This is a genomic window from Dokdonia sp. Hel_I_53 (assembly GCF_007827465.1).
GTDB lineage: Bacteria > Bacteroidota > Bacteroidia > Flavobacteriales > Flavobacteriaceae > Dokdonia.
In genome coordinates this window covers 1,144,523-1,169,881 of record NZ_VISL01000001.1, presented here as the reverse complement: position 1 = coordinate 1,169,881, position 25,359 = coordinate 1,144,523, and the positions used below count along the sequence as shown (strand labels likewise).

Genomic DNA, 25,359 nt, shown 5'->3' with positions numbered 1-25,359 from the left:
TATTTTTACCATAACGTTCGTAAAGCAGGATTGTTTCCTGTTTTTTAAATATTTACAACAGTGCAGAAAAAAAATATAGCAGTTTTAATGGGCGGCTATGGTAGTGAGTATGAGATCTCATTAAATAGCGGGGACACGGTAATGAGTGCACTAGACTCTAAGAAGTACAATGTCTATGAAGTTCATATATTGAAAGAGGGTTGGTTTTGTGTGGTAGACGGTTATAAATATGATATAGATAAGAGCGACTTTAGCGTTGGCATAAATACTGAAAAAATTTCTTTTTCATCTTGTTATAATACCATACACGGCACACCTGGTGAGGATGGAAAGTTACAAGCATACTTAGAACTTATTGGAATACCACAAACAAGTTGTGCCTTTTACGAAAGTGCATTGACGTTTAATAAGAGAGATACGCTAAGTGTTTTAAAGCCCTACGGTGTACCTATGGCAAAATCTGTGTATGTTAATAAAGGTGACAACATATCTATGGAGTTTAAGAACAGTCTTTCTATGCAAATAGGGTACCCTTGTTTTGTTAAGCCTAATAGAGCTGGGTCGAGCTTTGGGGTGAGTAAGGTTTATAAAGAAGGAGATTTAGAACAAGCTATTGATCTGGCATTTAAAGAAGACTCTGAAGTATTGATAGAATCATTTTTAAGTGGAACAGAAGTTTCTGTAGGAGTTTACAATTTTGGAGATGGAATTAAGGTATTGCCTGTTTGTGAAATTGTGCCTGATGGAGATTTTTTTAGTTTAGATGCTAAGTACTCCGGTAAATCACAAGAAATTGTTCCAGCTAGAATAAGTCAAGTTCAAACCGATGAGGTACAGCAATTAACATCTGCTATTTATGATTTGCTTAATCTTAAAGGGATTGCCAGAATAGACTTTATCTTTCATGAAGGAAAACCTCATTTTGTAGAAGTTAATACCAATCCAGGTTTATCAAAGGAAAGTATCATCCCTAGACAATTTAAAGCTGCAGGCATAGCATTGTCAGATGCTTTTGATAAAGCTATTCAATTTTCTATAAAAAAAATTTAAATTAACTTGTCTGGTAATCAATATTGAAAAATTATGAGAAGAGCTGTTTTTCCAGGATCTTTTGATCCACTTACATTAGGTCACTATGATATTATAGAGAGAGGTCTAACAGTCTTTGATGAAATTATACTGGCTATTGGTGTAAATGCAGACAAGAAGTATATGTTTTCCCTTGAGCAACGTACTCAGTTTTTAGAAGATGCTTTTAAAAATGAAGTGAAGATTAAAGTAATGACGTATTCTGGACTTACAGTAGATTTTTGTAAGGAACAAGATGCTGAGTTTATATTGCGAGGGTTACGCAACCCAGGCGATTTTGAATTTGAAAAGGCGATTGCACATACCAATCGTAAATTATCAAAAATTGAAACCGTATTCTTACTAACCAGCTCAGGTAAAAGTTATATATCGTCTAGTATTGTACGAGATGTAATACGAAATAATGGCGACTATACAGAATTAGTGCCCAATTCGGTAAGAATTTAAATAAAAAAAACCGCTTCAAGAGCGGTTTTTTTATGCGGTAGAACTTATTTTTTGTTCTGTTGATCTTTTATCGTTTTTTCATCAATGTCAAACTTATTAGTTTCTTGATTGACATTACCCGTTGGATTCGTTGGGTTTTTCTGATCTATCTTACTTTCAAATTTGCGTTCCATAATTTTCTTTTTTTATTTTGATTAAAGATAGAAAGCTCACTTGTTAATTGGTGTTAAGTCACTGTTAGTGTTGGGTTAAAGTAGTAATTATCTGATTTGCTTTACAAAATCTGACACACTACTTGCTCCATGTGCTGTTATATGTTTAATAAAAGCACTTCCTATAATAGCTCCTTTTTGATATTGTGTTGCATCTTGAAAAGATTGTGCATCGCTTATTCCAAAACCTACAACTTGCTCGTTTTTTAGGTTCATGCTTGCAATGCGTTCAAAATAAGTGGCAGTTTCATTGCTAAATCCATCGGTTCCTCCGGTAGTACTTGCGCTACTTACCATGTAAATAAAGCCATCACTTGCATTGTCAATAGCCTTAATTCGTCCATCACTTGTTTGCGGGGTGATTAAAAATACATTGAGTAAACCATATTTTTCAAAAATGGCTTTGTAATTGTTTTCATATTCCGCCAGTGGGAGGTCGGGCATGATAATTCCATCAATTCCAATTTCTTGGCAGCGCTTACAGAATTTTTCAACCCCATATTGTAACATAGGATTAAAATAGCCCATTACAATGAGCGGGATATGGATTTCATCTCTCACTCCTTCCAATTGACTAAATAATTTTTCTGTAGTCATGCCATTTTGCAGCGCTTTAGTGCTCGATGCTTGAATGGTGGGTCCATCTGCCAATGGATCTGAAAAAGGAAGTCCAATTTCAACCATATCTACACCGCTATCTTGCAGCTGACTTAATATAGTTCTCGTGTCTTCAATTTTTGGATACCCAGCGGTAAAATAGAGAGACAGTAATTTCTTATCTTCTTTTAATTTTAATTGTATACGATTCATAGCTTTCGCGAAAGCGAGATTTAAAGATTAAAATATTCGATATAGGTGTTGAGGTCTTTGTCCCCACGGCCAGATAAATTGATCACTATTACATCATCTTTTTTGAATTTTCGAGTTTCAAAAATTGCTAGCGCATGACTTGTTTCAATAGCAGGAATAATGCCTTCTAACTTACTGAGCTCAATTCCAGCCTTCATGGCATCCTCATCTGTCACAGAAATGAACTCCCCGCGACCCGAGCGATACAAGTTTGCGTGCATTGGACCCACGCCTGGATAGTCCAAGCCGGCGGAAATAGAATACGGCTCTGTAATTTGCCCGTCATCTGTTTGCATCAATAAGGTTTTACTCCCATGAATAATCCCCTCTCTTCCTAATGCAGAAGTTGCGGCGCTTTCTCCAGAATCGACGCCTTTTCCAGCTGCTTCTACAGCGATGATGCCCACCTCTGGTTGGTTTAAGTAGTGATAATACAAGCCTGCTGCATTACTCCCGCCACCTACACAAGCTACCACATAATCTGGGTTTTCTTGGCCTTCTTTCTCTAGTAACTGTTTTTTAGTCTCTTCAGAGATGACGGCTTGAAAACGAGCTACCATATCTGGATAGGGATGAGGTCCCACTACCGAACCGATGATATAATGCGTGTCAACAGGATTATTGATCCAGTCTCTTATGGCTTCATTTGTTGCATCTTTAAGTGTTTTACTTCCAGACTCTGCAGATTTTACGGTAGCACCCAGCATTTTCATACGGGCAACATTAGGCGCTTGTCTTTTGATATCTATCGCACCCATATAGACCACACATTCAAGACCCATTAATGCACAAACGGTAGCAGTGGCAACACCATGCTGTCCAGCGCCAGTTTCGGCGATAATGCGATTTTTTCCTAGGCGTTTTGCCATTAAAATCTGGCCGATTGTGTTATTTACCTTATGTGCTCCTGTATGGCAAAGATCTTCTCTCTTTAAATAGATCTTTGCTCCATACTTTTTGCTAAAACGTTCAGCAAAATAGAGTGGAGTAGGTCGACCTACATAATCTTTTAAAAGCTCTTTAAACTCCTTTTGGAAAGAGGGCTCTTCCATAATCTGGATATATTGAGACCGTAGTTCTTCAACATTGGGGTATAGCATTTCTGGAATGAATGCTCCGCCAAAATCTCCGTAATAACCCTGCTCGTCTACCTGGTAATTTTTTTCTTTTTCTAATGTATTCATAGCCATTTATTGCCTTTTACAGATTTACATCCATCAATTTTTTTAATTCTTTTAGATCGTCTATAACTTTTAAACCAGGTTTTGTTTCAAATTTGCTATTCACGTCGATTGCGGTAATAGGCAAATCTGTTTTCAATATCTTTTTTAGACCTTCTATTTGGTCTAAGCCTATACCACCGCTTAAAACGATGGGTGTTTGCAAATTATAATCTTCTAGTACGCTCCAATCAAAGGTATACCCATTGCCGCCTTTCTCCTTTCCTTTAGTGTCAAAGAGAAATGCATCCACATGCTTTTGGTAGGGGAATAATTTCTTAAAATCAAAACTATCCTCAATTCCAAAAACCTTCCACCACTGTAAGTTTTCTTTGCCAGCTAGTTTTAACTCATTTTTTAATTCTTCAATGTATAAGGGTGATTCTGATCCATGAAGCTGAATGATATCTAAATTATGTGCTAATATGTTCGCTTTCGCGAAAGCGTACTCAGCATCTACAAAAACACCTACTTTTTGAATACTCTTAGGTAGGTTTGGTATTTCTGCATCCTCAAAATTACGTTTGCTTTTTTCATAAAATATAAAGCCAAGATAGTCTGGCTGCAGTACCGCGACTTCTTTTGTATTAAATTTCATACCGCAAACTTTGAGTTTCATAATTATAATTGCTTTATAAAATCCTGAGCAGCAGCTCCAGGATTATCAGTTTTCATAAAATTTTCTCCTATTAAAAATCCTTTAAAACCGTAAGGCTGCAGTTCTTTTATTGCCGCTACCGAGTTGATACCGCTCTCTGAAACTTTGATAAAGTCTTCTGGTATAAGTTTGCTTAACTCCTTACTAGTATCAATACTTACTTCAAAAGTTTTTAAATTTCTATTGTTAATTCCAATGAGGTCTACCGTCTCGGTGAGGGAGTTGTGTAGCTCTTCTTCATTGTGAGATTCACATAAAACATCAAGTCCTAACTCTTTGGCAAATGTTGAAAACTGTTCTATTTGCTTTCGCGAAAGCGTAGCAGCAATCAACAAAATAGCATCTGCTCCATAAGCTTTAGCTTCTAAAATTTGATATTCATTTACGATAAACTCCTTACGTAAGAGTGGGAATTTTGTCGCCGCTCTGGCTAGAACCAAATCATCTAGCGATCCACCAAAGTATTTTCCATCTGTAAGCACAGACATGCCGCTAGCACCAGCATCTTCATAGCCTAACGCCACATCTTGTACGCTCAAACTATTATTAATTACCGATTTACTAGGTGATCTTCTTTTGTGCTCTGCAATAATTCCAGAACCGTTTTTAATGGCTGTGGCAAGAGATACTGTCTCTCTTTCAAATAGTGAGGATGCCTCGAGTTGACTAATAGAAATCATACTTTTTCTCAAAGCTACCTCTCTTATTTTATCAATTGTAATTCTTTCAAGTATATCCATTAAGCACTCAATTTTTGTAATTGCCTCAATTTAGTAGCAGCTTTTCCAGAAAGTAAGGTTTCTTTAGCTTTTTCGAACCCCTGTTTTGGAGTCAAGCCTTCTACCGTTGCGATTGCCATTCCCGCATTAGCGCAAACTACATTATTTTGTGCATCTGTTCCTTTTCCAGAAATAACTTTCATAAAAATTTTTGCAGATGATTCTACACTTTCTCCTCCATAAATGTCGCTTTGCTGGTGTGCTTCTACCCCAAAGTCACTTGGTGTAAGCATTAACTCTGTATGGTTTGTAATTGCTTTTGTAGCACCTGTTAACGAGATTTCATCATAACCGTCTAAGGCATGAAGTATCGTAAAGTTTTTGCCTCCTTTTTGATATAAATAGCCATACATTCTAGCAAGCTCCAAATCAAAAACTCCTACTAGCTGATTTCTAGGAAATGCAGGATTAACCATGGGTCCTAACATGTTAAAGAAGGTCTTTACTCCTAGTTCACGGCGTATGGGTGCTACATTTTTCATAGCAGGGTGGAAGAGGGGCGCATGCAATACACACATTCCTACTTCGTCCATTGAACGTTTGAGAAAGTTTTTATCATTGCTGAATTTAATACCCAGATGTTCCATCACATTACTACTTCCAGACACAGAACTTACCCCGTAATTACCATGCTTTGTTACATTTACCCCTGCACCTGCGGTTACAAAACTTGAAAGTGTAGAGATGTTGAAGGTGTTTTTTCCATCGCCTCCTGTCCCACAGAGGTCAATGGCATTATAGTCTGAAAAGTCAACGGCACGACATAGACCTAATAGTGCGTCTCTAAAACCTTCAAGCTCTTCAACGGTTATACTACGCATCATATAAACTGTCAAAAAAGCAGAAATCTGATTTGAGTTATATTTTCCTTCAGAAATATTAACTAATACCTCCCGACTTTCTGACTTAGTAAGTCGGTCGTGATTAATGAGTCTATTTAGTATTTCTTTCATAGTTGTAATATGGTCTGATGTTGTGCTTTCGCGAAAGCGTATTTTTAATTATCGTTTCTTATTGTTTACATGAACAATGAGTAACTCTGTTTTGTCTTTATTGATGTTGCTATTTCCTAGAACTGCCAACTCAGTAGGTGAAATTATCCGATCACCGATTTGTTTTTGGGATATAAAATTGTTAATCCCTTTGGATGTACGTGCGATCCAACCTTTTACTAAAGGAGATTTTGAAACTCTAAGTTTATCATTGTTAAAGCGCTGTAATATTCCTAGGGCGCTTTTTTCCATATCCTTTACAGAAGTGCCAGATGGAAATGAGATAAATGTACCATTTGAAAATAAAACCCAATGTGTCTGTGAAGGACTTACACTTAATTTAGTGTTGAAAATAAGTTTTTTATAAGGTTCCAGTTTCTCTTCACTTACAACTTCTTTAAGGGGTTCTGGTTGTGACTCTATAATAACATTAGGTTCTGATGAAGATTCTCGATTTGAGCTAGATTGCTTGCTCACACAACTACTTACTATTGCTGCTAGTGTTGCTATAAAGAGTACTTTTTTCATAAATAAAAGTTTTAGTGAGTTACCCAATTTTTAATCATCTTTTTACCATCTGGAGTGAGTACAGATTCTGGGTGAAATTGTACTGCACTTATATCATATTCTCTATGGCGTAATGCCATAATTTGATTATTCTCATCTACTGCGGTCACTTCTAAAACGCTAGGAAAATCTTGAGCAGAAACTACCCAAGAATGATATCTACCCACTTCAATTTGTGAGCCAAGATCTTTAAAAAGTACCGTGTCTGAATGGCATATATTAACTTTTGTTGCCACTCCATGAAAAACATTTTCAAGATTAACAAGTGAACCTCCAAAAACTTCTCCTATCGCCTGCTGCCCTAGACATACTCCAAGAATAGGTTTTTTACCAGCGTATGTTTTTATGACATCTTTCAATAGACCAGCTTCATCTGGAATTCCAGGCCCTGGTGACAGCAATATTTTGTCATAGTGCTCGCAGTCTTCTATGTGGAATTTATTGTTACGTTTTACAGTCACAATGCAATCCAACTCTTCAAGGTAATGTACAAGATTATATACAAAGCTATCATAGTTATCTATAACGAGTATTTTTTTCATTTTCTATTTTTGATACGACGTATTTTGTAATTAATAGTGCTACGTCTTTTTTTATTTAAATGTTTTCTGCGATATCCAGTGCTTTATTGAGCGCTCCTAATTTATTATAAACTTCTTGAAGTTCTTTTTCGGGATCACTTTCTGAAACTACTCCTGCCCCAGCTTGCCAGTGTAACGTATGATTTTTACTCAAAAAAGAGCGAATAATGATGGCATGATTAAAGTTTCCATTAAAGTCCATAAAACCAATGGCACCTCCATAAAAAGTTCGGTTGGTATTTTCATATTTTTCTAAGAGTTGCATGGCTTTGTGCTTAGGAGCCCCACTTAATGTACCTGCAGGAAACGTGTCTGCAACAACTTGTAGTGTTTTACTTTCTGGATGCAATAATCCTGTTACTTTACTCACTAAATGAATCACATGGGAGAAAAATTGCACTTCACGGTAGGTTTCTACTGTCACGTCTCGGCCATTTCTAGAAAGGTCATTTCTTGCAAGGTCTACTAACATTACGTGCTCTGCATTTTCTTTTTTGTCTAGCGCTAATTGCTTTGCAAGTAATGCGTCTTGTTCATCATTTCCAGTACGTTTAAATGTTCCGGCAATAGGGTGAATCTCAGCTTTACGATCTTGTACAATAATTTGTGCTTCTGGAGATGAGCCAAAAATTTTATAGCTACCATAATCAAAATAGAATAAATAGGGAGAAGGATTAACGCTTCGTAAGGCTCTGTAAACATTAAACTCATCACCCGTAAATTCTTGAGAAAATCGCTTACTCGGAACAATTTGAAATACATCTCCTCGCTGGCAATGTTTTTTACAGGTATCTACTAATGCTTTATAATCTTCATCTGAGATGTTGCTTTCTAAATCATTTTTACGATTAAAGTTATACTCTGCAAAATTCTTTGATTTGAGTAATTGCTCAATATCTGCAATATTGTTTTCATCTGTTGTGGTATGACAAAATATGTGCGCTTCATTTGTGAAGTGATTTATAGCAATGATATTTTGATACACTGCATAGTACATCTCGGGTACATCTAAGTCACCTTCTTTCTTAGAAATAGATATGTCTTCAAAAAATTGAACGGCATCATAAGACATATACCCAAACAGTCCATTATTTATAAATTTTAGATCAGTTTTATGGGTGGAGAACGCTTTCGCGAAAGCGTCTAAAACCTCTACCACATCTGTAGTATCGTTTATCTGGCGCACTATCTTTTTACCATCAGGAAACTCTTGAATGATTTCTTGATGTTGAACTTTTATAGATGCAATGGGATTACAACATACGTAGCTAAAACTATTATCATTTGCATGGTAATCGCTACTTTCTAATAATAAGCTGTTGGGAAAGCGATCTCGTAGACGTAGGTAAACAGATACAGGAGTTATCGTGTCTGCGAGGAGTCGTTTAGAGTATGTTTTTAAACTATAGATCATTTTATACTGCTTAAAGATAGTTTGTTATAGGCATAAAAAAAGCCTGTCGTAAGACAGGCTGTATATGATTAATTACATAGGTGCGCGCTTACGACAACGATTGTTGTGTAATCCACCACCAAGTATGTACTGTATTGTTTTTCATAAATTATGATCCAAAGATAAGTACCAATGATTTAATAAAAAAAGGTTGACAGAAAAATTGCATATTCATATGTGTTAAAGTAAGCTATTAAATATTTTAAATCTTACTCATTTGAATAATTAATCTGAGAATTATCAAGCACAAACATAATGTGTAATCTATCAATAGTGTTAAATAAATGAAGCAATAACGTTAACATAAAACTGTCAAAGTATGTTAATTAAAAATAGAATAATGTCTTGTAAAGATATTTTTACCTAGATGAAGTCTATTAAAGTATTAATAATAAGTGTTATCCTATTTTCTTGCCAAGGAAAAGCAGAAAAAAATACAGGTAGTGCTTTTAAAAAGTCTGGTGAATTATTGACATTAGATTTCAATGAATTGCAAAGATATATTGATACTCATTCTTCAAAAACATTAGTAATTAACTTTTGGGCAACATGGTGTAAGCCATGTGTTAAGGAGTTGTCTGCTTTTGAGAAAATACAAGCTACCTATAATGACAAAGATCTTTCTGTGATACTTGTAAGTTTAGATTTTCCAGAACAGTTGGATGATCTTAAAAAGTTTATAAGAAAGCGGGAATTAAAATCTGAGGTTGTTTTTTTGAATGACGATAAAGCCAATGATTGGATTCCTAGAGTGAGTGATAATTGGAGTGGCGCTATACCTGCTACATTAATTGTAAGCGATAAGAAAAGAGATTTTTATGAAAGATCATTTGATTATATAGCTTTAGAAAAAAGAATTAAACCCCATCTGAATACAATATTATGAGAACCTTTAAAATATTAACATTATTAGCATTACTTGTGGTGGTGTCTGCCTTTGGAGTCAATGCTGTAAAAATCACTGAAACCAGTGGCTATACTATAGGTGATGAAGCTTCAGACTTTTACCTCCGAAATGTTGATGGAGAGATGGTTTCTTTAAAGGATTTTAAGAGTGCAAAAGGTTTCATTCTGATATTTACCTGTAATACATGTCCTTTTTCAATTGCAAATGAAGATCGCATTATAGCACTAGACAAAAAATATAAATCAAAAGGATATCCTGTAATAGCAATAAACCCCAATAATCCTATTTCAAAACCAGGTGATAGCTATAAGTCTATGCAGCTCAGAGCTCAAGAGAAAGGATTTACGTTTCCTTACTTATTTGACGATGGTCAGAAAGTATATCCCAAGTATGGAGCTACAAAAACACCTCATGTTTACATTTTAGAAAAGAATAATACTGGAAATCCAATAGTAAAATACATTGGAGCCATTGATGATAATAGCCGAAACGAAGATCTCGTAGAAGAGAAATTTGTTGAAAATGCCGTGAATGCTTTGCTTGAAGGAAAAGATATAAAAGTTACAGAAACAAAAGCTATAGGTTGTTCTATAAAAGCTTAAATAAACATATAGTATAATATAGGTATGATAGAGGGCTAGTAGCCCTCTTTTTTGTGTTCATAAAACTATATTATTTGTAAATTTGTTCTCTAAGATTTGAGAATGATTTTACAACAATTATATACAAAATGCTTGGCTCAAGGAGCTTATTTTTTGAGTTCAAATGGAGAAGCGGCTATTGTAGATCCTTTAAGAGAAATACAACCGTATATTGAACTAGCACGAGAGCATCATAGTAAAATAAAGTATATTTTTCTAACTCATTTTCATGCAGATTTTGTGAGTGGTCAAGTAGATCTAGCAAAGGCTACCGGCGCCACCGTGATTTTGGGCCCCACCGCACAAGCAGGTTACAATTTTCATAGTGCATTAGATAATGAAGTGTTTCCCGTGGGAGATTTGACATTAACTACTATACATACTCCAGGCCATACAATGGAATCTACTTGTTTCTTACTCAAAGATTCATTCGGGAAAGCAGAGGCTCTTTTTACAGGAGACACATTATTTATAGGGGACGTGGGTAGGCCAGATCTTGCTGCAAAATCAGATTTAACAACAGAAGATCTTGCAGGTCATCTCTATGATTCCCTACATAATCGTATCGCACCATTACCAGATGATCTTATAATTTATCCTGCACATGGGGCTGGTTCTGCTTGTGGTAAAAATATGAGTAGCGATACTAGCGATACATTGGCAAACCAAAAAGCTACAAATTATGCATTTAAGCTTTCTAAAGAAGCATTTATTAAGGAGCTTACAAATGGACTTGCCACGCCACCAGCATATTTTCCTTTGAATGTGGCGATGAATAAAAAAGAAAATAAGAGTTTTCAATCTATTATAGAAAAGGGCACAACGCCTTTGTCAGTAACTGATTTTGAAATGCTTTCTAAGAAAGAAGATGTGCTAGTTTTAGATACAAGAGATGTATCCGCTTTCGCGAAAGCGTACATTCCTCAATCTTGGTTTATTGGATTAAAGGGGCAGTTTGCACCATGGGTAGGATCACTCGTAAAAGACATTCACCAAAAAATAATTTTTATCGCAGCAGAGGGTGAAGAAGAAGAAGTCGTAACTCGACTTGCTAGAGTAGGATATGATAATAGTCTTGGATATTTAGAAGGTGGTTTTGCCGCCTGGGAAGCTGCTGGTAAACCTATAGAGCAAATACAGGAGATTACAGCGCAGGCATTTGTTGAAGGTTTGATAAATAAAGATATTAAGCACCCTGTAGATGTTCGTAAACTAGGTGAGTATAACACAAGCCATATAGAAAAGGTTCCTCATTTTGCCCTTAGTAATATACATTTTAATATAAATGATTTAACTAGTAATAAAGAATATCATATCCATTGTGCAGGCGGTTATAGATCATTAATTTATGCCTCTATAGCAAAATCTTACGGAATCCACAAAGTAGTGAATGTTTTAGGTGGGTATGGGGCTATTAAAAAAGTAGCAGATTCAAAATTAATATTAACATAGTACATATTTAAAATAATCAATGAGAGGAGGTAATATCAATTTTGAATATCTTTTCTCTTAGCAAACACATTATGGTAGATTTAACAGTAAACGAGTGGAAAGAAAAAGTTGCAAACGATCCAAATGCAATTATTGTGGATGTGCGCACAGATGAGGAGATAGAAGAAGGCATGATAGAGAATGCGCAGCAAATAGATATTTATGGAGGGCAAGAGTTTCTTGACGGTATAAAGTCACTAGAAAAGTCTAAGAATATCTACGTCTATTGTCGTTCTGGTAAACGTAGCGTACAAGCATGTATGCTTATGGAGCAAGAGGGCTTTGAAAATACCTACAATCTTTTAGGCGGGTATATGGAATGGGAAAAAAATGCATAATATGAAAGTATTTAAATTAGTAGTTGCTACCATCATAGCGTTTTCATTGAGCTCTTGTCAAGAGTCTATTTCAAAAACTCAAAAAATGGCTGAAGCATCTAGTGCGCAAAAGGCTCAAACCTCTAATGTTGAACTAGTGGGCGTCCAGTCTTTTGCTAGCGCCATAGAGGGTGATAACATACAGTTAATTGATGTTCGCACAGAAAGCGAGTGGCAGCGTGGGCACATAGAAGGAGCTAGACATTTTGAAATGAAAAACCCTGATTGGGATAAGCAAGTTGAAACATTAGATAAAGAATTGCCCGTATATGTATACTGTGCAAAGGGAGGTCGCAGTGCCTTTTGTGCTCAGCAACTCAAAGACGCAGGGTTCAAACAAATAATTGATTTAGAAGGTGGTGTTACCGCTTGGGAAGCTGCTGGTAAGTCATTGAAGTGATTTATTTTTTCAAAAAGGGGACTCTTTTTTGAAGCAGATGTAAAATAAAAAGGTCAATACAAATATGTATTGACCTTTTTTTGTAGCGAGAGGGGGGCACGATCCCCCGACCTCCGGGTTATGAATCCGACGCTCTAACCAACTGAGCTACCTCGCCATACTTTTCATGAAACACTTAACAGAATAAATATTTCCTTAAGCGGGTGCAAATATAAAATATTAAAACCGTTGTGCAAAATGATTATAATAAATAAAAACAAATCATTTCTTTTGCTGTAGACATATCTTTCAATATATTGCCCTAACAATAAAAATTATATGAGTAGTAAACAAAAATACGAGATAGAGTTTGTAGTACATGCGTCTCCATCTCTTTTATATCAATATATGGCGACTCCATCAGGTATGAGCGAGTGGTTTGCAGATAATGTAAACTCTAGAGGAGAATTTTATACATTTATTTGGGATGGTAGTGAAGAAAAAGCAAAACTTCTTACAAAGAGAAGTGGAGAACGTATCAGATTCCAATGGTTAGACGATGAGGGAGAGGATTATTTTTTCGAATTGCGTATACAAGTAGATGAGATCACTAAAGACGTATCCCTTATTATTACAGACTTTGCAGAAGAAGATGAGGTAGATGAAGGAAAAATGTTTTGGGAAAATCAAATATCAGAACTTAAGCAGGTCATAGGTTCTGTCTAAAATATTCTAATATACATATCTTTGCACCGCCCAAAAAAAGGGCGGTTTTTTTATGGTAAACAATAACGGAACATTAAGTGACGAGACAGATGTAAGCTTAGAACCCTATAATAGAGGATTTTTATACGGTGATGGTGTTTTTGAAACCATTAAGGCGGTAAATAGTAAACTATTATTTTGGGAGGATCATTATTTTAGATTAATGGCTGCTATGCGCATTCTTCGCATGGAGATTCCTATGGAGTTTACTCCAGAATATTTAGAAGATGAGTTAAAAAAAACGCTTGAGGCTTCGGGCTTTAAAGATAAATCGTGTCGTTTAAGAATTACTGTGTATCGTAAAGGGGGAGGTACTTATATGCCAGAAGAGAATGGTGTAGGTTTTTTTGCTTTCGCAAAAGCGCATAAAAGCCCATTTTATACCATTAGTGATGAGCCATATGAAGTAGAGCTTTATAAAGATCATTACATAAACGCAGATCTGTTGTCAACATTAAAAACAACAAACAAACTCATACACGTTACAGGAAGTATTTGGGCAAAAGAAAATGGTTATGCTAATTGCTTATTGGTTAACAATCATAAAAATATAACAGAGGCATTACAAGGAAATCTGTTTCTGGTAAAAGGAAATATAATTAAAACACCGCCACTATCTGACGGATGTCTACGAGGAATTATTAGAAAACAGATCATTGCAATCATTAACCTTTTACCTGACTATACTTTGGTAGAAGAAAGTATTTCACCATTTGAGCTTCAAAAAGCAGATGAGCTTTTTATTACTAATACGATTATAGGAATACAGCCTATCACAAAGTATAGAAAGAAATCTTATACAAATCAAGTAGCAAGTGAATTGCTTAAAAAGCTTAATGTCAAGGTAAGGTTAGCTTAGTTGTATTGCGGATTTTCTGGGGCGTTAGACCAAATTGGGTAAGAGCCACCTAATTCTATGATCTTATCTCTCCAGAAAGCTTGATCATTTACTTTAAGTAGCTCAACCTGAGAGGTGTTTTTCTGTATAACCCAAGTGTGCTCTTCGAGCTCCTCCTCTAATTGATGACTAGCCCAGCCACTATAGCCTAGGAAAAATTTGATAGAGTCAGTACTTATTTTCTTATTTAAAATAAGATCAATAGCTTTTTCAAAATCACCACCCCAATAAATACCGCTAGAAATTTCCTGACTTCCTTCTAGTAATTCTGGAACCGTATGGATAAAATAAATATTATCCTGCTCTACAGGACCTCCATTATAAATAGGTATATCACAAGAATCGACACCTTCAATTAAATCACATAAAGTTACATCTAAAGGCTTGTTTAGAATAAAGCCTACAGATCCTTCCTTATTATGATTTGCTAATAATATGACAGACCTATTAAATGAAACATCTCCTAGAACAGATGGTTCTGCTATCAATAAGTGACCTTTGGTTGGTGTTAGTATCATAGCAATGATTTTTGAGTCTATTAAACTTAATATTTTTTTTGATAATAAAAAATTTTTAAATTAAAAACTTGGAGATTAATTATTTTTTCATTAATTACCTGAAAAACAGGGTCTTATTTTGACTGAAAAGTGAGAATTATAACGTCACTTCTATTTAACTTCGAAAATGGTCTGCCCAAAAAGCATATTCTAAACAAGTAACTCAAGTTTTTTTAGAAAAATTATGAAGTATTTATAATATATGTAGCCTTATTAAAATGAGTGTTTTTCCTACATTTACCATACGATATGCACTTTATGGTAGAGGCTCAATACAAGAAATATATTCTAAATTTTAAATCTCCTAGCGGTACTTCTCGAGGTATATTACGTACTAAAGAGACTTGGTACTTAATCATAAAAAACTCAGAAAGTGTGGGGGTTGGAGAGTGCGGGATTTTGAGAGGGCTTAGTTATGATGATAGACCAGATTATGAGGAAAAATTAAAGTGGACGTGTGCAAACATCCACAAAGGACCAGAATTCCTGTGGGAGGCTCTTATAGAATACCCTAGTATCCAAGCAGGCGTAGAGATGGCTTTTTTATCCTTAAGAGGTTCAGATCCGTTTACGCTTTTTTCATCACAATTTACAGAAGCCCAAGGTATTATCCAAATAAATGGTTTGGTTTGGATGGGGGATGAGCAGTTTATGAAAGACCAGATACATGAAAAACTAGAGGCTGGTTTTAATTGTATTAAAATGAAAATTGGAGCGATTGATTTTAATGAAGAATTCAAATTACTTTCCTCTATTAGAAATCAATTTGATAAAGATGCCATTACCTTACGAGTAGATGCAAATGGCGGTTTTGCTTTCGCGAAAGCAAAAGAAGTCCTTTCACAATTAGCCACTTTAGATATTCATTCAATTGAACAACCCATAGCGGTAAATCACTGGGAAGAAATGGGTGAGCTTTGTGCTACGACACCAGTACCTATTGCTCTTGATGAAGAACTTATTGGTGTTGTTGATGTAACAAAAAAGCGTTTGCTTCTACAAACTATCAATCCCCAATACATTATACTTAAACCAAGTTTTATAGGTGGTTTTAGAGGGAGTGAGCAGTGGATAGATATTGCAGAGACAGAAAACATAGGTTGGTGGATCACCTCTGCTTTAGAAAGTAATATAGGACTTAACGCCATAGCTCAATGGACTTATAAACTAAAAGCAAAAGGCCCGCAAGGTCTGGGAACCGGAAGTCTATTTACAAATAATATCACTTCACCACTTGAAGTAAAAAATGGTACATTACAAATCAATCCTAAAATGCATTGGGATTTTAAATTTAATTAGATGTTTATAGAACAAGCGTACAAAGGTGAAAATGAAACTTGGAAGTTTATCCTCATTACTATAATGACAATGGGAATTTTTATTCTCAATTTATTGTTTTTTATTTTTACAGATATGGATACTGAGAAGGCTATGGATGATATGATGCAGCTATTTCCTTCTAAGAATTTATTTTTAGCATTCAATCTCGCGGTATTCGTTCCTATTCTTGGTTTATTATTTTTATTAGTTTGGGCATTGCATAAAAGAAGTATATTAACACTTACTACAGCTAGAAAAAAAATAGATTGGGGGAGAATATTTTTTAGTTTTATGATGGTGTTCGTGTATACGGTAGGGAGCTTTGCTGTTATCTATTATTTTACTCCAGAAGATTACATCCTTCAATTTGATGCTGGGAAATTTATAACGCTTGTGATCATAGGGTTAATTCTATTTCCATTTCAAATAGGTTTAGAAGAGTGGTTATTTAGAGGTTACGTAATGCAGCAAGTTGGAATAATGGTAAGAAACAAGTGGTTCCCATTATTGTTAACCTCATTTCTATTTGGGATATTTCACTTTGCAAACCCTGAGGTTGCTGCGTTAGGTCCAATAACTATGGTGTTTTATATTGGGACGGGTTTATTGCTAGGTATAATGACTTTGATGGACGATGGTTTAGAACTGGCTTTAGGATTTCACTTTGGAAATAATTTTCTTGCAGCTACATTATTGACGTTTGAGTATTCTGCTTTGCAAACAGATGCACTTTTTAAATCTGTAGCTTCAGAAACAACTGGCGGAGAACTGGTACTTCCAGTATTAATAATATATCCTATCTTCTTATTAATTCTAGCAAAAAAATATAAGTGGAGTAACTGGAAAGAAAAACTTACAGGAAAAGTGTCACCTCCACTTGCTATTACAAATGATTCTCAAGTTTAATAGAAGCATCATAGTAAACTAACACATAATTTACATGGGTAAGCTACTTTCATAAATATGGTTGAATTATCAGACAAATATGTGAGGGTACATCCTAAGTTTAAGCTTAACGGTCATTCTTATACAATTGCCTCTCTTAAAAATCATGCTTATGAGTTTATAAAAGAAGGTGAACCCTACGAGCAATCTGTGGGAGAGTTTATATTAGAGTGGCTTGATGATAAAAAATATGTATTTGCACAGACGTCTGGATCTACAGGTGCTCCAAAATCAATAAAGATTTTTAAAATCCATATGGTACATAGCGCAAAAGCAACAGGTGCCTATTTTGGTCTGCCAGAGAAAACAAAAGCGCTTTTATGTCTTCCTGTTCACTACATAGCAGGAAAGATGATGCTCGTGAGAGCGATGGTTTTAGGTTGGCATATTGACATGACACAACCCAAGTCTAACCCAATAGATAATGTATACAGGCGTTATGACTTTTGCGCCATGACACCGCTACAATTAGATAATTCTTTATCGAGATTGCATTTATTAAAAAAGCTTATTGTGGGCGGTGGAGCAATATCTGCACCTCTATTCCATAGAGTTCAAGGGTTAAAAGTAAAAGTGTATGAGACCTATGGTATGACAGAAACTGTGACGCACATAGCTGCCCGTCGTGTCAATCCAAAAAAAAATAGAGAAGTCCCTTTACCATTTAAAGTCTTACCTAAAGTTACGGTAAACGCTGATGCTCGTGGTTGCTTGGTTATTAAAGCACCTTTTGTTAGTGTAGACCCTGTCATTACTAATGATCTGGTCGAAGTGCTTTCCTATAAAAAATTTAATTGGTTAGGTCGTATAGATAATGTAATAAATAGTGGTGGTGTAAAGCTATACCCTGAACAAATTGAATATAAACTTGCTTCTGTGATTTCAGTTCCTTATTTCATTTCTAGCATACCTGATGACAAGTTAGGAGAACGTATAGTGCTTTTTGTAGAACAAGAAGAATCTTTCACATTTGATGAGGATCTTTTAGATAAATCAAAATTTTTACCTTTCGAATTACCAAAACTTGTTATTTCATTATCTTCTTTTCAGCGTACAAATACGGGTAAAATACAACGAGGGCAAACTCTTAAAAATTATCAAGAAGGAAAAGAAAAGTAGTTTTCGTACGCTTTCGCGAAAGCGTATTATACCTTTTTAAGAGTAAAACTAAACTGTAACAGCTCTTTGAGCATCAATATTAGCCTGATCTTTTGAGAGTAGGCCTAGCATAACTATCATTGAAATCATTTACCTTCAAAAAAAAATAATTATTTAAGGCATTATTCTTGAGAAGATTGTAATTCTATTATAATACATATTTTTGCAATCCATTAGAATTTATTATGAAACACATATTTATTTTATTAGTACTATTCACTTGTTTCTCTGTTCAAGCACAACGAGGGTACGGCAGTCCTTATGGAAATAGTGGAAGAGGCCGAAGTTCGGTCCCTAGAGCAGGCGGAAATCAAGCGGCATATGAGCCAGAAAAGCCAGATGCTAATATTCTTAGTTCCGAAAAAGGGGAGATGTATGCAACTTTATTAGGTGTTGATGTTTTTACAAAAGAAGTACTTAAAAATTACCTTAAGGATTATTATTCGTCACTTATCGCTATAGGTTTTGATAAAGAAATGCCTGTAGAGGAAAAAAGAAAAGGAGTCGAAGCCGAAAAGAAGAAGCTAAAAAGTTCACTTGGTAGTATTCTCAATGAAGAACAAGTACAACGTATAATGATTGAAGAGGAATCTGGTAAAGAGTCAAAAAAATACGAAAAAGAAAAGCGAAAAAAACGTAAAAAGAAAAAAAAGAACGAATAGTTTCTAAAAATATAAAATGAGCATCTTATCTGATGCTCATTTTTTTTATCTTATTTTTAAAGAGAATTAAAACTTCACTATGAAATTCATTTTAGTCATTGCCTGTATTCCATTTTATCTACTAAATAGCCAAGTCCTACCAGAAAGACAACGTGCTCAAGTGGTAGATTCCATTCTTGAAGACCGTTTTAATAACCTTCTCCCAATCCTTATGGATAGATCAGATATAGATATGTGGGTGGTGATCTCCAGAGAGTATAATGAGGATCCTGTATTAAAAACAATGTTACCATCTACTTGGCTTAATGCTCGTAGAAGAACCATCCTTGTTTTTTACAGAGATCAAGAAGCTGGCACTATTGAAAAGCTTGCAGTTGCTAGATACAATGTAGGTAAAAGTATACTTTCAGCTTGGGATAAAGAGAAGCAGCCAGACCAATGGCAGGCTCTTTTAAATATTATAGAAAATCGGAACCCTAAAAAAATTGGCCTTAACTTTTCTAAAAATTACGGTCTTGCAGACGGGATTGTTCGTACAGATTATAATGAGTTTATAGAAAGGCTATCAGATAAGCAAAAGGAAAAAATAGTATCTGCAGAGAAACTGGCTGTGGGTTGGCTAGAAACTCGCACAGCCTTAGAAGTTAAATATTTTGAGCAATTAGTAGATATTACTCATCAAATCATAGAAGATGCTTTTAGTAGTAAAGTGGTCACTCCAGGTATTACGACAACAGATGATGTAGTTTGGTATCTCCGACAGCGTGTAACAGATATGGGGCTAGAAACATGGTTTCACCCAACAGTAGATATACAAAGATCAAACGAGCAACTAGAAAGCCACATAGTATCTTTTTCAAACAGACCAGAAGGTAAGATTATCCAAAAAGGTGATTTACTTCATTGCGATTTTGGAATTACCTACTTGCGCCTTAATACAGATTGCCAGCAACACGCGTATGTATTAAAAGAAGGCGAGTCTGAGATTCCAGATTTTTTAGAGGCGGCATTTAAAAAAGGAAATCGTGTACAAGATATTTTAACGAGTAATTTTAAGACAGGGAACACAGGGAATGAGATCTTACTAAAATCTCTTAAAGAAGGTCGCTCAGAAGGATTAGTACCTTCTATTTACACGCACCCTCTTGGATTGTATGGGCATGCAGCAGGGTCCACTATTGGGATGTGGGATTCACAAGATGGTGTTCCTGGAACAGGAGATTATCCACTCTTTGAGAATACTGCTTATGCGATAGAATTAAATACTACTGTTAATATTCCAGAATGGAAAAAAGACATCCGGATTATGCTGGAAGAAGCTGGTTTTTGGGGTGAGCAAGGCTTTAGGTATGTTTCAGGTAGACAAGAAAAAATAAGAATTATAGAATAGTGTGTTGTACGCTTTTGCGAAAGCATATTTCCAAGAAAAGAATTAATCTGGTAGTGTATTTTGGTTGTTTTTCATCATAAAGCTTAGTTACGCTTTGGTAAATTCTGTTACAATCTGATATAAAAGTCTTCTTTTGCTTGTTCTGGTCTAAAAAACACCATTCCAAACCAAAAACAATCAACTGTAGCAGTAACATTTTTGTTTCCTTTTATTTCTTCCCACGCTTGTGTCATACCTGGTGACCAGTGTATGTCGTCAAATATCCACACAGTCTTCTTATTGACCGTAGGTAATAATTTTTGAAAATAAGCTAGCGTGGCTTTCTTAGAATGATTTCCATCAAAGTAAATAAGGTCAAAGGTCTTGTGATTTAAACTTTTAATTCCGTTTTCAAAAGTGTCACAAATGATTGTAACATTTTGATAAGGCCCCGTACGTATATTTTTTTGAGCCTCTGCAGCGGTTTCTCTACAACCTTCTATACTAGTTACGATACTCTTGTTTTCTATAGCTAAGGCCGTTGTAGCGAGACCTAGTGAGGTACCTAGTTCTAAAGTTTCACTAGGTCTAAAATGGTGAACTAAGCGTTGTAAAAGAAGTCGTCGCTTTTGAGTGGCACCTGCCACTTTTACAATCCTTCTAACAGCACGCTTCTCAGAATTAAAAACTCTAGAACCATAACCGTAGTCTCTTACCGTAATAGTTTTATTATTATTTAAAAGACTCTTTTGGTAAGATAGTAGTTCGCTCTTTATAGAATCTTTTGAGATACCCCGTAACACCTTTTTTTCAAGATTAAAAATAAATGGGCTGTGTATGCCATGAAGATGGAAGGTCTTAGGTAGCCATTTTAAGTATGCGATGACGGTATGTAAATCTCTTATCACGGTGTGCTAAATTATTTTTAACCTTCTGCTTTTGCGCTCAATTCAAACCAACGTTCTTCCTTTTCTTCTATGGCATCAATGATTTTTTGAAGTTTGATACTTTTTTCAGTGATCTGGTCTTGAGTGAGATCAGGATTTAAAAAGTCTTTTTGTTTATCTTCTTTTTCACGTTCTAGTTTTGCGATCTCTCTTTCTAGTTTTACGTGTTCTTTTTGTTCATTATAAGTAAGTGCTCCTGCATGCTGTTTTTCTTTCCAATTTTTTGCAACGGTCACTTCTTGCTGATCTTCTTTTTTTGTAGTGTTATTTAAAATTGCAGTAGCAACTTTATTTTCTCCACTTTTTGCGAAATCAAGATTTCCTTCATAGGCTCTAAAGTCACTGTAATTTCCAGGAAAATCTTCAACCACAGCATCTCCCTTAAATACAAATAGGTGGTCTACAATTTTATCCATAAAGTAGCGATCGTGAGACACTACCACTAAGCAACCAGGAAAATCTAATAAAAATTGTTCTAGCACATTAAGAGTGACCACGTCTAGATCATTTGTAGGTTCATCAAGTATTAAAAAGTTAGGGTTTTGTATAAAAATAGTGCAGAGATACAAGCGTTTACGCTCCCCACCGCTTAGTTTTTCTACATAATCATATTGCTTTTTACGGTCAAACAGGAAACGCTCTAATAATTGTCCAGCAGAGATAGTGCGTCCCTTTTTTAAAGGAATATGATCACCAAATTCTTTAATCACATCAATGACTTTCTGGCCTTCCTTTATAGTAATCCCTTTCTGAGTGTAATAGCCAAACTTTATAGTTTCTCCTACAACTACTTTTCCAGCATCTGGAGCTATTGCTCCAGTCATTATATTTAAAAAGGTGGTTTTTCCAGTGCCATTTTTACCTATAATACCAATGCGTTCACCAGTTTTAAATACATATTCAAACTGATTTAAAAGCTGTAAATCACCGTAAGATTTACTTATTTTATGGAACTCTAGAATTTTACTTCCCATGCGTTCCATATTGATCTCAAGCTCAACTGTATTGTCATTACGTCGTTTATGTGCTCTATCTTTAATCTCTGCAAAATCATCTATGCGAGACTTAGATTTTGTGGTACGTGCTTTAGGCTGGCGACGCATCCATTCTAATTCTTTTTTGTAAAGTTGCTTTGCTTTACCCGTTTCAGTCTCAAACGTAGCGATGCGAGCTTCTTTATTTTCTAAGTAATACGCATAATTCCCTTTGTAGTTATAAAGAACCCCATCTTCTAGCTCTACAATTTCGTTACATACATTTTCTAGAAAATAACGATCGTGAGTGACCATAAAAAGTGTGATGTTCTCCGTGCGAAAGTAATCTTCCAGCCACTCAATCATCTCAAGGTCTAAGTGGTTAGTGGGCTCATCTAGAATGGCAAGATCTGGATTAGTGAGCATCATTTGTGCAAGCGCAAGACGTTTTTTTTGCCCTCCACTTAGTAGTTCTACTTTACGATCCATATCATCTAACTTAAGCTTGAAAAGGATTTGTTTATATTTTGTTTCAAAATCCCAAGCTTGAGCAGCCTCCATCGCATCAAAGGCTTTTTGGTATGCATCTGCATCTTCCATATGAAGCAATGCCTTCTCATAATTTGCAATCGTTTTGAGAATTGGGTTGTCTCCTGCAAAGATGGTTTCCTCTACAGATAGTGTAGGATCGAGGTCTGGTTCTTGTGGTAAAAATGAAATGGTTATTCCTTTTCTGCTTACCACTTGACCATCATCTGGAGCTTCCAGGCCAGCAATAATATTAAGTAACGAGGTTTTTCCAGAACCGTTTTTTGCTACAAAACCTATTTTTTGATCTTTATTGATCCCAAAGGAAATATTTTTAAAAAGCACACGCTCTCCAAATGATTTTGAAACTTGCTCGACAGATAGATAATTCATTACTTTAAGTTTGGGGCGTTGCCTGTAGTGGTTAAATGATGTACGCTTTCGCGAAAGCGTAACTCCTGCAAAAATAATGCTTCTTAGTCAGTAACATACTCCTTATTTGCGCTATCCTACTTTACGCTAATAATAGGTATCTATTAGGCAGAAATCCTGTGACATTTTGACATTTTACAGTAAATGGCAGTACTTTTGCCAACTGATTGAAAAATGAATACAAGACCAATATGGCAACAGAAGATAAAACACAAGACAACACCGTAGATGAAGCTGCACAAGAGCAGTTTGTTCACGAAGCAGAAGATACTTCAAAAACTACACAAGAAGACACAACAAAAGAGGTGCAAGAAGAGCGTAGTGAGCTTGAAATTGCTCAAGATGAGCTGGAAAAGGAGAAGGATAAATTTCTTCGTCTTTTTGCCGAGTTTGAAAATTACAAACGCCGTACAACAAAGGAGCGTATTGAGTTATATAAAACAGCAGGACAAGAGGTCATACAATCTATGCTTCCCGTTGTCGATGATTTTGATCGTGCATTAAAAGACTTTAGCGATGATAAAGACGATGTGCATGTTAAAGGAATGGTTTTAATAAGTAATAAGCTTAAAGAAACGCTTAAGTCTAAAGGACTTGAAGAGGTGGAAGTAAAGGCGGGAGACGCTTTTGATGCAGATCAACATGAGGCAATTACTCAGATCCCTGCGCCTAATAAGAAATTAGTAGGGAAGATTGTTGATGTAGTAGAAAAGGGTTACAAGCTAGGAGAAAAAATTATTCGTTTCCCTAAAGTGGTAACAGGCAAATAAAGTACAGTAGTATTGCGTATGTAGAATACGTTATACTCGTAATGAGTAAATAAAGTTCAGTAATACTGAGCAATTATTATGAAAGAAGATTTTTACGATATTTTAGGTATTTCAAAGGGTGCAACTGCAGCCGAGATTAAAAAGGCATACCGAAAAAAAGCAGTACAATACCATCCAGATAAAAACCCTGGTGACAGTGTCGCAGAAGCAAATTTTAAAAAAGCCGCAGAGGCTTACGAAGTTTTAAGCGATGATCAAAAACGTGCACGTTACGACCAGTATGGACATCAAGCATTTGAAGGTGGCGGCGGTTTCGGCGGCGGCGGGATGAACATGGATGACATCTTTAGTCAGTTTGGTGATATTTTCGGTGGTGGCGGAGGCTTCTCTGGTTTTGGAGGTGGTTTTGGCGGTGGCGGTGGTCAGCGTCGTGCTAAGGGAAGTAATCTACGTATACGTGTAAAGCTCACTTTAGAAGAAATCGCAAATGGCGTGGAGAAAAAAATAAAAGTAAAACGCAAGAAGCAAGCACCAGGTGTTACCTACAAAACATGTGCAACTTGTAATGGAGCGGGGCAAGTCACTCGTATCCAAAATACGATTCTTGGACGTATGCAAACGAGTGCCCCTTGTACTACTTGTGGAGGTACGGGCCAAATGATTGATAAACGTCCTGATGGGGCTGATGCACAAGGATTAAAGGTAGATGAAGAAACTGTAAGCATTAAAATACCAGCAGGTGTGGTAGATGGTATGCAACTCAAAGTATCTGGTAAAGGAAATGAAGCACCTGGGAATGGCGTTGCTGGAGATTTATTGGTAGCCATAGAAGAGAAAGAACACGAGTATCTACAAAGAGAAGGTGATAATTTACATTATGACTTATATGTAAGTATTAGTGAAGCTGTATTAGGTACTTCAAAAGAGATAGACACTGTTACTGGAAAAGTACGTATCAAAATCGAAGAAGGGGTACAGAGTGGTAAAATTTTACGCTTACGCGGAAAAGGAATTCCATCAATAAATGGTTATGGTAAAGGAGATTTACTAGTACATGTTAATGTGTGGACTCCTAAAACGCTCAATAAAGAACAAAAGCAATTTTTTGAAAAAATGTCTACAGATGAAAACTTTGTTCCAAGTCCAGAAACTGGTGACAAGTCATTTTTTGAAAAAGTAAAAGATATGTTTTCATAGTTGTTAAAACAATATTTTATTGAACTCTACTAATAGGGTTCATAAAAAAAAGTTATATTTGAATAACGTTAAACAATGTTTAGCGTTATTTTTCTTTTTCATAGCAATTTTTTTTCCCATCCTAAGCTTTTGCGTAGGATGGGTTTTGCATTTAGGATGTTTTGTTTAACGATGTTGTAATGTTATCAGAAAATG

Annotated in this window: 28 protein-coding genes and 1 tRNA gene; 16 read left to right on the top strand and 13 right to left on the bottom strand. The window is 35.6% G+C overall.

Going from position 1 to position 25,359, the window contains the following annotated elements:
* The first annotated feature begins 60 nt into the window (after positions 1-60).
* Together OD90_RS05205 and coaD are read left to right on the top strand one after the other, a co-directional pair.
* Entirely contained in the window at positions 61-1,050 is a 990-nt protein-coding gene (locus OD90_RS05205) for a D-alanine--D-alanine ligase (protein WP_144667572.1), read from the top strand.
* A gap of 33 nt (positions 1,051-1,083) precedes the next feature.
* Complete coding sequence (gene coaD / locus OD90_RS05200; protein ID WP_144667569.1) at positions 1,084-1,536, top strand: pantetheine-phosphate adenylyltransferase; 453 nt, start codon at positions 1,084-1,086, stop codon at positions 1,534-1,536.
* A 44-nt stretch (positions 1,537-1,580) separates the two neighbouring features.
* On the opposite strand, the gene OD90_RS13255 is transcribed toward coaD, so the two are convergent.
* From OD90_RS13255 to OD90_RS05160, 9 genes are all read right to left on the bottom strand, one after another.
* Positions 1,581-1,709 carry a hypothetical protein gene (locus OD90_RS13255; protein ID WP_261374462.1) on the bottom strand — a complete coding sequence of 43 codons (129 nt, stop codon included), beginning with the start codon at positions 1,707-1,709 and terminating at the stop codon, positions 1,581-1,583.
* Between the two features lie 87 nt (positions 1,710-1,796).
* Positions 1,797-2,558 carry a tryptophan synthase subunit alpha gene (trpA, locus tag OD90_RS05195; protein WP_144667567.1) on the bottom strand — a complete coding sequence of 254 codons (762 nt, stop codon included), beginning with the start codon at positions 2,556-2,558 and terminating at the stop codon, positions 1,797-1,799.
* A gap of 20 nt (positions 2,559-2,578) precedes the next feature.
* Positions 2,579-3,781, bottom strand: coding sequence for a tryptophan synthase subunit beta (gene trpB / locus OD90_RS05190; RefSeq protein WP_144667564.1), 1,203 nt, complete (start codon positions 3,779-3,781; stop codon positions 2,579-2,581).
* Between the two features lie 16 nt (positions 3,782-3,797).
* The gene (locus tag OD90_RS05185; protein ID WP_261374461.1) at positions 3,798-4,415 is read right to left on the bottom strand and encodes a phosphoribosylanthranilate isomerase; all 618 of its coding nucleotides are present in this window, start codon (positions 4,413-4,415) and stop codon (positions 3,798-3,800) included.
* Between the two features lie 23 nt (positions 4,416-4,438).
* On the bottom strand, positions 4,439-5,215 hold the full coding sequence (gene trpC / locus OD90_RS05180) for an indole-3-glycerol phosphate synthase TrpC (RefSeq protein WP_144667559.1): 777 nt from the start codon (positions 5,213-5,215) through the stop codon (positions 4,439-4,441).
* Complete coding sequence (gene trpD / locus OD90_RS05175; RefSeq protein WP_144667557.1) at positions 5,215-6,207, bottom strand: anthranilate phosphoribosyltransferase; 993 nt, start codon at positions 6,205-6,207, stop codon at positions 5,215-5,217. The genes trpC and trpD overlap by 1 nt, the downstream gene beginning before the upstream one ends.
* A 48-nt stretch (positions 6,208-6,255) precedes the next feature.
* Positions 6,256-6,774: a hypothetical protein gene (locus OD90_RS05170; protein WP_144667554.1), complete on the bottom strand. Its 519-nt coding sequence runs from the start codon at positions 6,772-6,774 to the stop codon at positions 6,256-6,258.
* A gap of 11 nt (positions 6,775-6,785) precedes the next feature.
* Positions 6,786-7,355 carry an anthranilate synthase component II gene (locus OD90_RS05165; RefSeq protein ID WP_144667551.1) on the bottom strand — a complete coding sequence of 190 codons (570 nt, stop codon included), beginning with the start codon at positions 7,353-7,355 and terminating at the stop codon, positions 6,786-6,788.
* Positions 7,356-7,410: 55 nt separating this feature from the next.
* Positions 7,411-8,808, bottom strand: coding sequence for an anthranilate synthase component I family protein (locus OD90_RS05160; protein WP_144667549.1), 1,398 nt, complete (start codon positions 8,806-8,808; stop codon positions 7,411-7,413).
* A gap of 406 nt (positions 8,809-9,214) precedes the next feature.
* Here OD90_RS05160 and OD90_RS05155 point away from each other — a divergent pair, with 406 nt between their 5' ends.
* The 5 genes from OD90_RS05155 to OD90_RS05135 all read left to right on the top strand — a co-directional run bounded on the left by OD90_RS05155 (position 9,215) and on the right by OD90_RS05135 (position 12,663).
* On the top strand, positions 9,215-9,733 hold the full coding sequence (locus OD90_RS05155; protein WP_144667546.1) for a TlpA family protein disulfide reductase: 519 nt from the start codon (positions 9,215-9,217) through the stop codon (positions 9,731-9,733).
* Positions 9,730-10,356, top strand: a complete 627-nt coding sequence (locus OD90_RS05150; RefSeq protein ID WP_144667543.1) for a thioredoxin family protein — start codon at positions 9,730-9,732, stop codon at positions 10,354-10,356. The genes OD90_RS05155 and OD90_RS05150 overlap by 4 nt, the downstream gene beginning before the upstream one ends.
* Before the next feature lie 102 nt (positions 10,357-10,458).
* The gene (locus OD90_RS05145; RefSeq protein ID WP_144667540.1) at positions 10,459-11,847 is read left to right on the top strand and encodes an MBL fold metallo-hydrolase; all 1,389 of its coding nucleotides are present in this window, start codon (positions 10,459-10,461) and stop codon (positions 11,845-11,847) included.
* A 71-nt stretch (positions 11,848-11,918) separates the two neighbouring features.
* A complete protein-coding gene (locus OD90_RS05140) occupies positions 11,919-12,224 on the top strand; it encodes a rhodanese-like domain-containing protein (RefSeq protein WP_144667537.1) in 306 nt (101 codons plus the stop codon).
* Position 12,225: 1 nt separating this feature from the next.
* Positions 12,226-12,663 (top strand): rhodanese-like domain-containing protein, encoded by a 438-nt coding sequence (locus tag OD90_RS05135; protein WP_186434715.1) that lies wholly within the window; start codon positions 12,226-12,228, stop codon positions 12,661-12,663.
* Positions 12,664-12,746: 83 nt separating this feature from the next.
* Here OD90_RS05135 and OD90_RS05130 read toward each other — a convergent pair.
* Positions 12,747-12,820: transfer RNA gene (locus OD90_RS05130), tRNA-Met, on the bottom strand.
* A 161-nt stretch (positions 12,821-12,981) separates the two neighbouring features.
* Between OD90_RS05130 and OD90_RS05125 the strand changes: the two genes are divergently transcribed.
* Together OD90_RS05125 and OD90_RS05120 are read left to right on the top strand one after the other, a co-directional pair.
* On the top strand, positions 12,982-13,368 hold the full coding sequence (locus OD90_RS05125) for an START-like domain-containing protein (RefSeq protein ID WP_144667532.1): 387 nt from the start codon (positions 12,982-12,984) through the stop codon (positions 13,366-13,368).
* A gap of 52 nt (positions 13,369-13,420) precedes the next feature.
* Positions 13,421-14,266 (top strand): aminotransferase class IV, encoded by an 846-nt coding sequence (locus tag OD90_RS05120; protein WP_144667529.1) that lies wholly within the window; start codon positions 13,421-13,423, stop codon positions 14,264-14,266.
* On the opposite strand, the gene OD90_RS05115 is transcribed toward OD90_RS05120, so the two are convergent.
* Positions 14,263-14,823 carry a YqgE/AlgH family protein gene (locus tag OD90_RS05115; protein ID WP_144667526.1) on the bottom strand — a complete coding sequence of 187 codons (561 nt, stop codon included), beginning with the start codon at positions 14,821-14,823 and terminating at the stop codon, positions 14,263-14,265. The genes OD90_RS05120 and OD90_RS05115 overlap by 4 nt on opposite strands.
* A 297-nt stretch (positions 14,824-15,120) precedes the next feature.
* On the opposite strand from OD90_RS05115, the gene OD90_RS05110 reads away from it, so the two are divergent.
* The 5 genes from OD90_RS05110 (at position 15,121) to OD90_RS05090 (ending at position 20,337) form a co-directional block, all read left to right on the top strand.
* Positions 15,121-16,161, top strand: coding sequence for an o-succinylbenzoate synthase (locus tag OD90_RS05110; RefSeq protein ID WP_144669640.1), 1,041 nt, complete (start codon positions 15,121-15,123; stop codon positions 16,159-16,161).
* On the top strand, positions 16,162-17,088 hold the full coding sequence (locus OD90_RS05105) for a CPBP family intramembrane glutamic endopeptidase (RefSeq protein ID WP_144667523.1): 927 nt from the start codon (positions 16,162-16,164) through the stop codon (positions 17,086-17,088).
* A 57-nt stretch (positions 17,089-17,145) separates the two neighbouring features.
* A complete protein-coding gene (locus OD90_RS05100) occupies positions 17,146-18,246 on the top strand; it encodes an AMP-binding protein (RefSeq protein ID WP_144667519.1) in 1,101 nt (366 codons plus the stop codon).
* Between the two features lie 224 nt (positions 18,247-18,470).
* A complete protein-coding gene (locus OD90_RS05095) occupies positions 18,471-18,947 on the top strand; it encodes a hypothetical protein (protein ID WP_144667516.1) in 477 nt (158 codons plus the stop codon).
* 79 nt (positions 18,948-19,026) lie between these two features.
* Entirely contained in the window at positions 19,027-20,337 is a 1,311-nt protein-coding gene (locus tag OD90_RS05090) for a M24 family metallopeptidase (protein ID WP_144667513.1), read from the top strand.
* Positions 20,338-20,444: 107 nt separating this feature from the next.
* Here OD90_RS05090 and OD90_RS05085 read toward each other — a convergent pair whose 3' ends face one another.
* The gene (locus OD90_RS05085; RefSeq protein ID WP_144667510.1) at positions 20,445-21,224 is read right to left on the bottom strand and encodes an O-methyltransferase; all 780 of its coding nucleotides are present in this window, start codon (positions 21,222-21,224) and stop codon (positions 20,445-20,447) included.
* A 17-nt stretch (positions 21,225-21,241) separates the two neighbouring features.
* A complete protein-coding gene (locus OD90_RS05080; protein ID WP_144667507.1) occupies positions 21,242-23,158 on the bottom strand; it encodes an ABC-F family ATP-binding cassette domain-containing protein in 1,917 nt (638 codons plus the stop codon).
* 230 nt (positions 23,159-23,388) lie between these two features.
* Here OD90_RS05080 and OD90_RS05075 point away from each other — a divergent pair, with 230 nt between their 5' ends.
* Positions 23,389-23,967, top strand: coding sequence for a nucleotide exchange factor GrpE (locus tag OD90_RS05075; protein ID WP_144667504.1), 579 nt, complete (start codon positions 23,389-23,391; stop codon positions 23,965-23,967).
* Positions 23,968-24,045: 78 nt separating this feature from the next.
* Positions 24,046-25,164 carry a molecular chaperone DnaJ gene (gene dnaJ, locus OD90_RS05070; RefSeq protein WP_144667501.1) on the top strand — a complete coding sequence of 373 codons (1,119 nt, stop codon included), beginning with the start codon at positions 24,046-24,048 and terminating at the stop codon, positions 25,162-25,164.
* The last annotated feature ends 195 nt before the right edge of the window (positions 25,165-25,359 follow it).

Coding starts and splice junctions, on each gene's coding strand:
- OD90_RS05100 (WP_144667519.1), top strand. CDS start 17,146: ATGGTTGAATTATCAGACAAATATGTGAGGGTACATCCTAAGTTTAAG.
- OD90_RS05170 (WP_144667554.1), bottom strand. CDS start 6,774: ATGAAAAAAGTACTCTTTATAGCAACACTAGCAGCAATAGTAAGTAGT.
- OD90_RS05115 (WP_144667526.1), bottom strand. CDS start 14,823: ATGATACTAACACCAACCAAAGGTCACTTATTGATAGCAGAACCATCT.
- OD90_RS05075 (WP_144667504.1), top strand. CDS start 23,389: ATGGCAACAGAAGATAAAACACAAGACAACACCGTAGATGAAGCTGCA.
- OD90_RS05080 (WP_144667507.1), bottom strand. CDS start 23,158: ATGAATTATCTATCTGTCGAGCAAGTTTCAAAATCATTTGGAGAGCGT.
- trpA (WP_144667567.1), bottom strand. CDS start 2,558: ATGAATCGTATACAATTAAAATTAAAAGAAGATAAGAAATTACTGTCT.
- OD90_RS05140 (WP_144667537.1), top strand. CDS start 11,919: ATGGTAGATTTAACAGTAAACGAGTGGAAAGAAAAAGTTGCAAACGAT.
- OD90_RS05145 (WP_144667540.1), top strand. CDS start 10,459: ATGATTTTACAACAATTATATACAAAATGCTTGGCTCAAGGAGCTTAT.
- OD90_RS05150 (WP_144667543.1), top strand. CDS start 9,730: ATGAGAACCTTTAAAATATTAACATTATTAGCATTACTTGTGGTGGTG.
- OD90_RS05090 (WP_144667513.1), top strand. CDS start 19,027: ATGAAATTCATTTTAGTCATTGCCTGTATTCCATTTTATCTACTAAAT.
- OD90_RS05135 (WP_186434715.1), top strand. CDS start 12,226: ATGAAAGTATTTAAATTAGTAGTTGCTACCATCATAGCGTTTTCATTG.
- trpD (WP_144667557.1), bottom strand. CDS start 6,207: ATGAAAGAAATACTAAATAGACTCATTAATCACGACCGACTTACTAAG.
- trpC (WP_144667559.1), bottom strand. CDS start 5,215: ATGGATATACTTGAAAGAATTACAATTGATAAAATAAGAGAGGTAGCT.
- coaD (WP_144667569.1), top strand. CDS start 1,084: ATGAGAAGAGCTGTTTTTCCAGGATCTTTTGATCCACTTACATTAGGT.
- OD90_RS05120 (WP_144667529.1), top strand. CDS start 13,421: ATGGTAAACAATAACGGAACATTAAGTGACGAGACAGATGTAAGCTTA.
- OD90_RS05105 (WP_144667523.1), top strand. CDS start 16,162: ATGTTTATAGAACAAGCGTACAAAGGTGAAAATGAAACTTGGAAGTTT.
- OD90_RS05110 (WP_144669640.1), top strand. CDS start 15,121: ATGGTAGAGGCTCAATACAAGAAATATATTCTAAATTTTAAATCTCCT.
- OD90_RS05095 (WP_144667516.1), top strand. CDS start 18,471: ATGAAACACATATTTATTTTATTAGTACTATTCACTTGTTTCTCTGTT.
- OD90_RS05160 (WP_144667549.1), bottom strand. CDS start 8,808: ATGATCTATAGTTTAAAAACATACTCTAAACGACTCCTCGCAGACACG.
- dnaJ (WP_144667501.1), top strand. CDS start 24,046: ATGAAAGAAGATTTTTACGATATTTTAGGTATTTCAAAGGGTGCAACT.
- OD90_RS13255 (WP_261374462.1), bottom strand. CDS start 1,709: ATGGAACGCAAATTTGAAAGTAAGATAGATCAGAAAAACCCAACGAAT.
- OD90_RS05155 (WP_144667546.1), top strand. CDS start 9,215: ATGAAGTCTATTAAAGTATTAATAATAAGTGTTATCCTATTTTCTTGC.
- trpB (WP_144667564.1), bottom strand. CDS start 3,781: ATGAATACATTAGAAAAAGAAAAAAATTACCAGGTAGACGAGCAGGGT.
- OD90_RS05165 (WP_144667551.1), bottom strand. CDS start 7,355: ATGAAAAAAATACTCGTTATAGATAACTATGATAGCTTTGTATATAAT.
- OD90_RS05125 (WP_144667532.1), top strand. CDS start 12,982: ATGAGTAGTAAACAAAAATACGAGATAGAGTTTGTAGTACATGCGTCT.
- OD90_RS05185 (WP_261374461.1), bottom strand. CDS start 4,415: ATGAAATTTAATACAAAAGAAGTCGCGGTACTGCAGCCAGACTATCTT.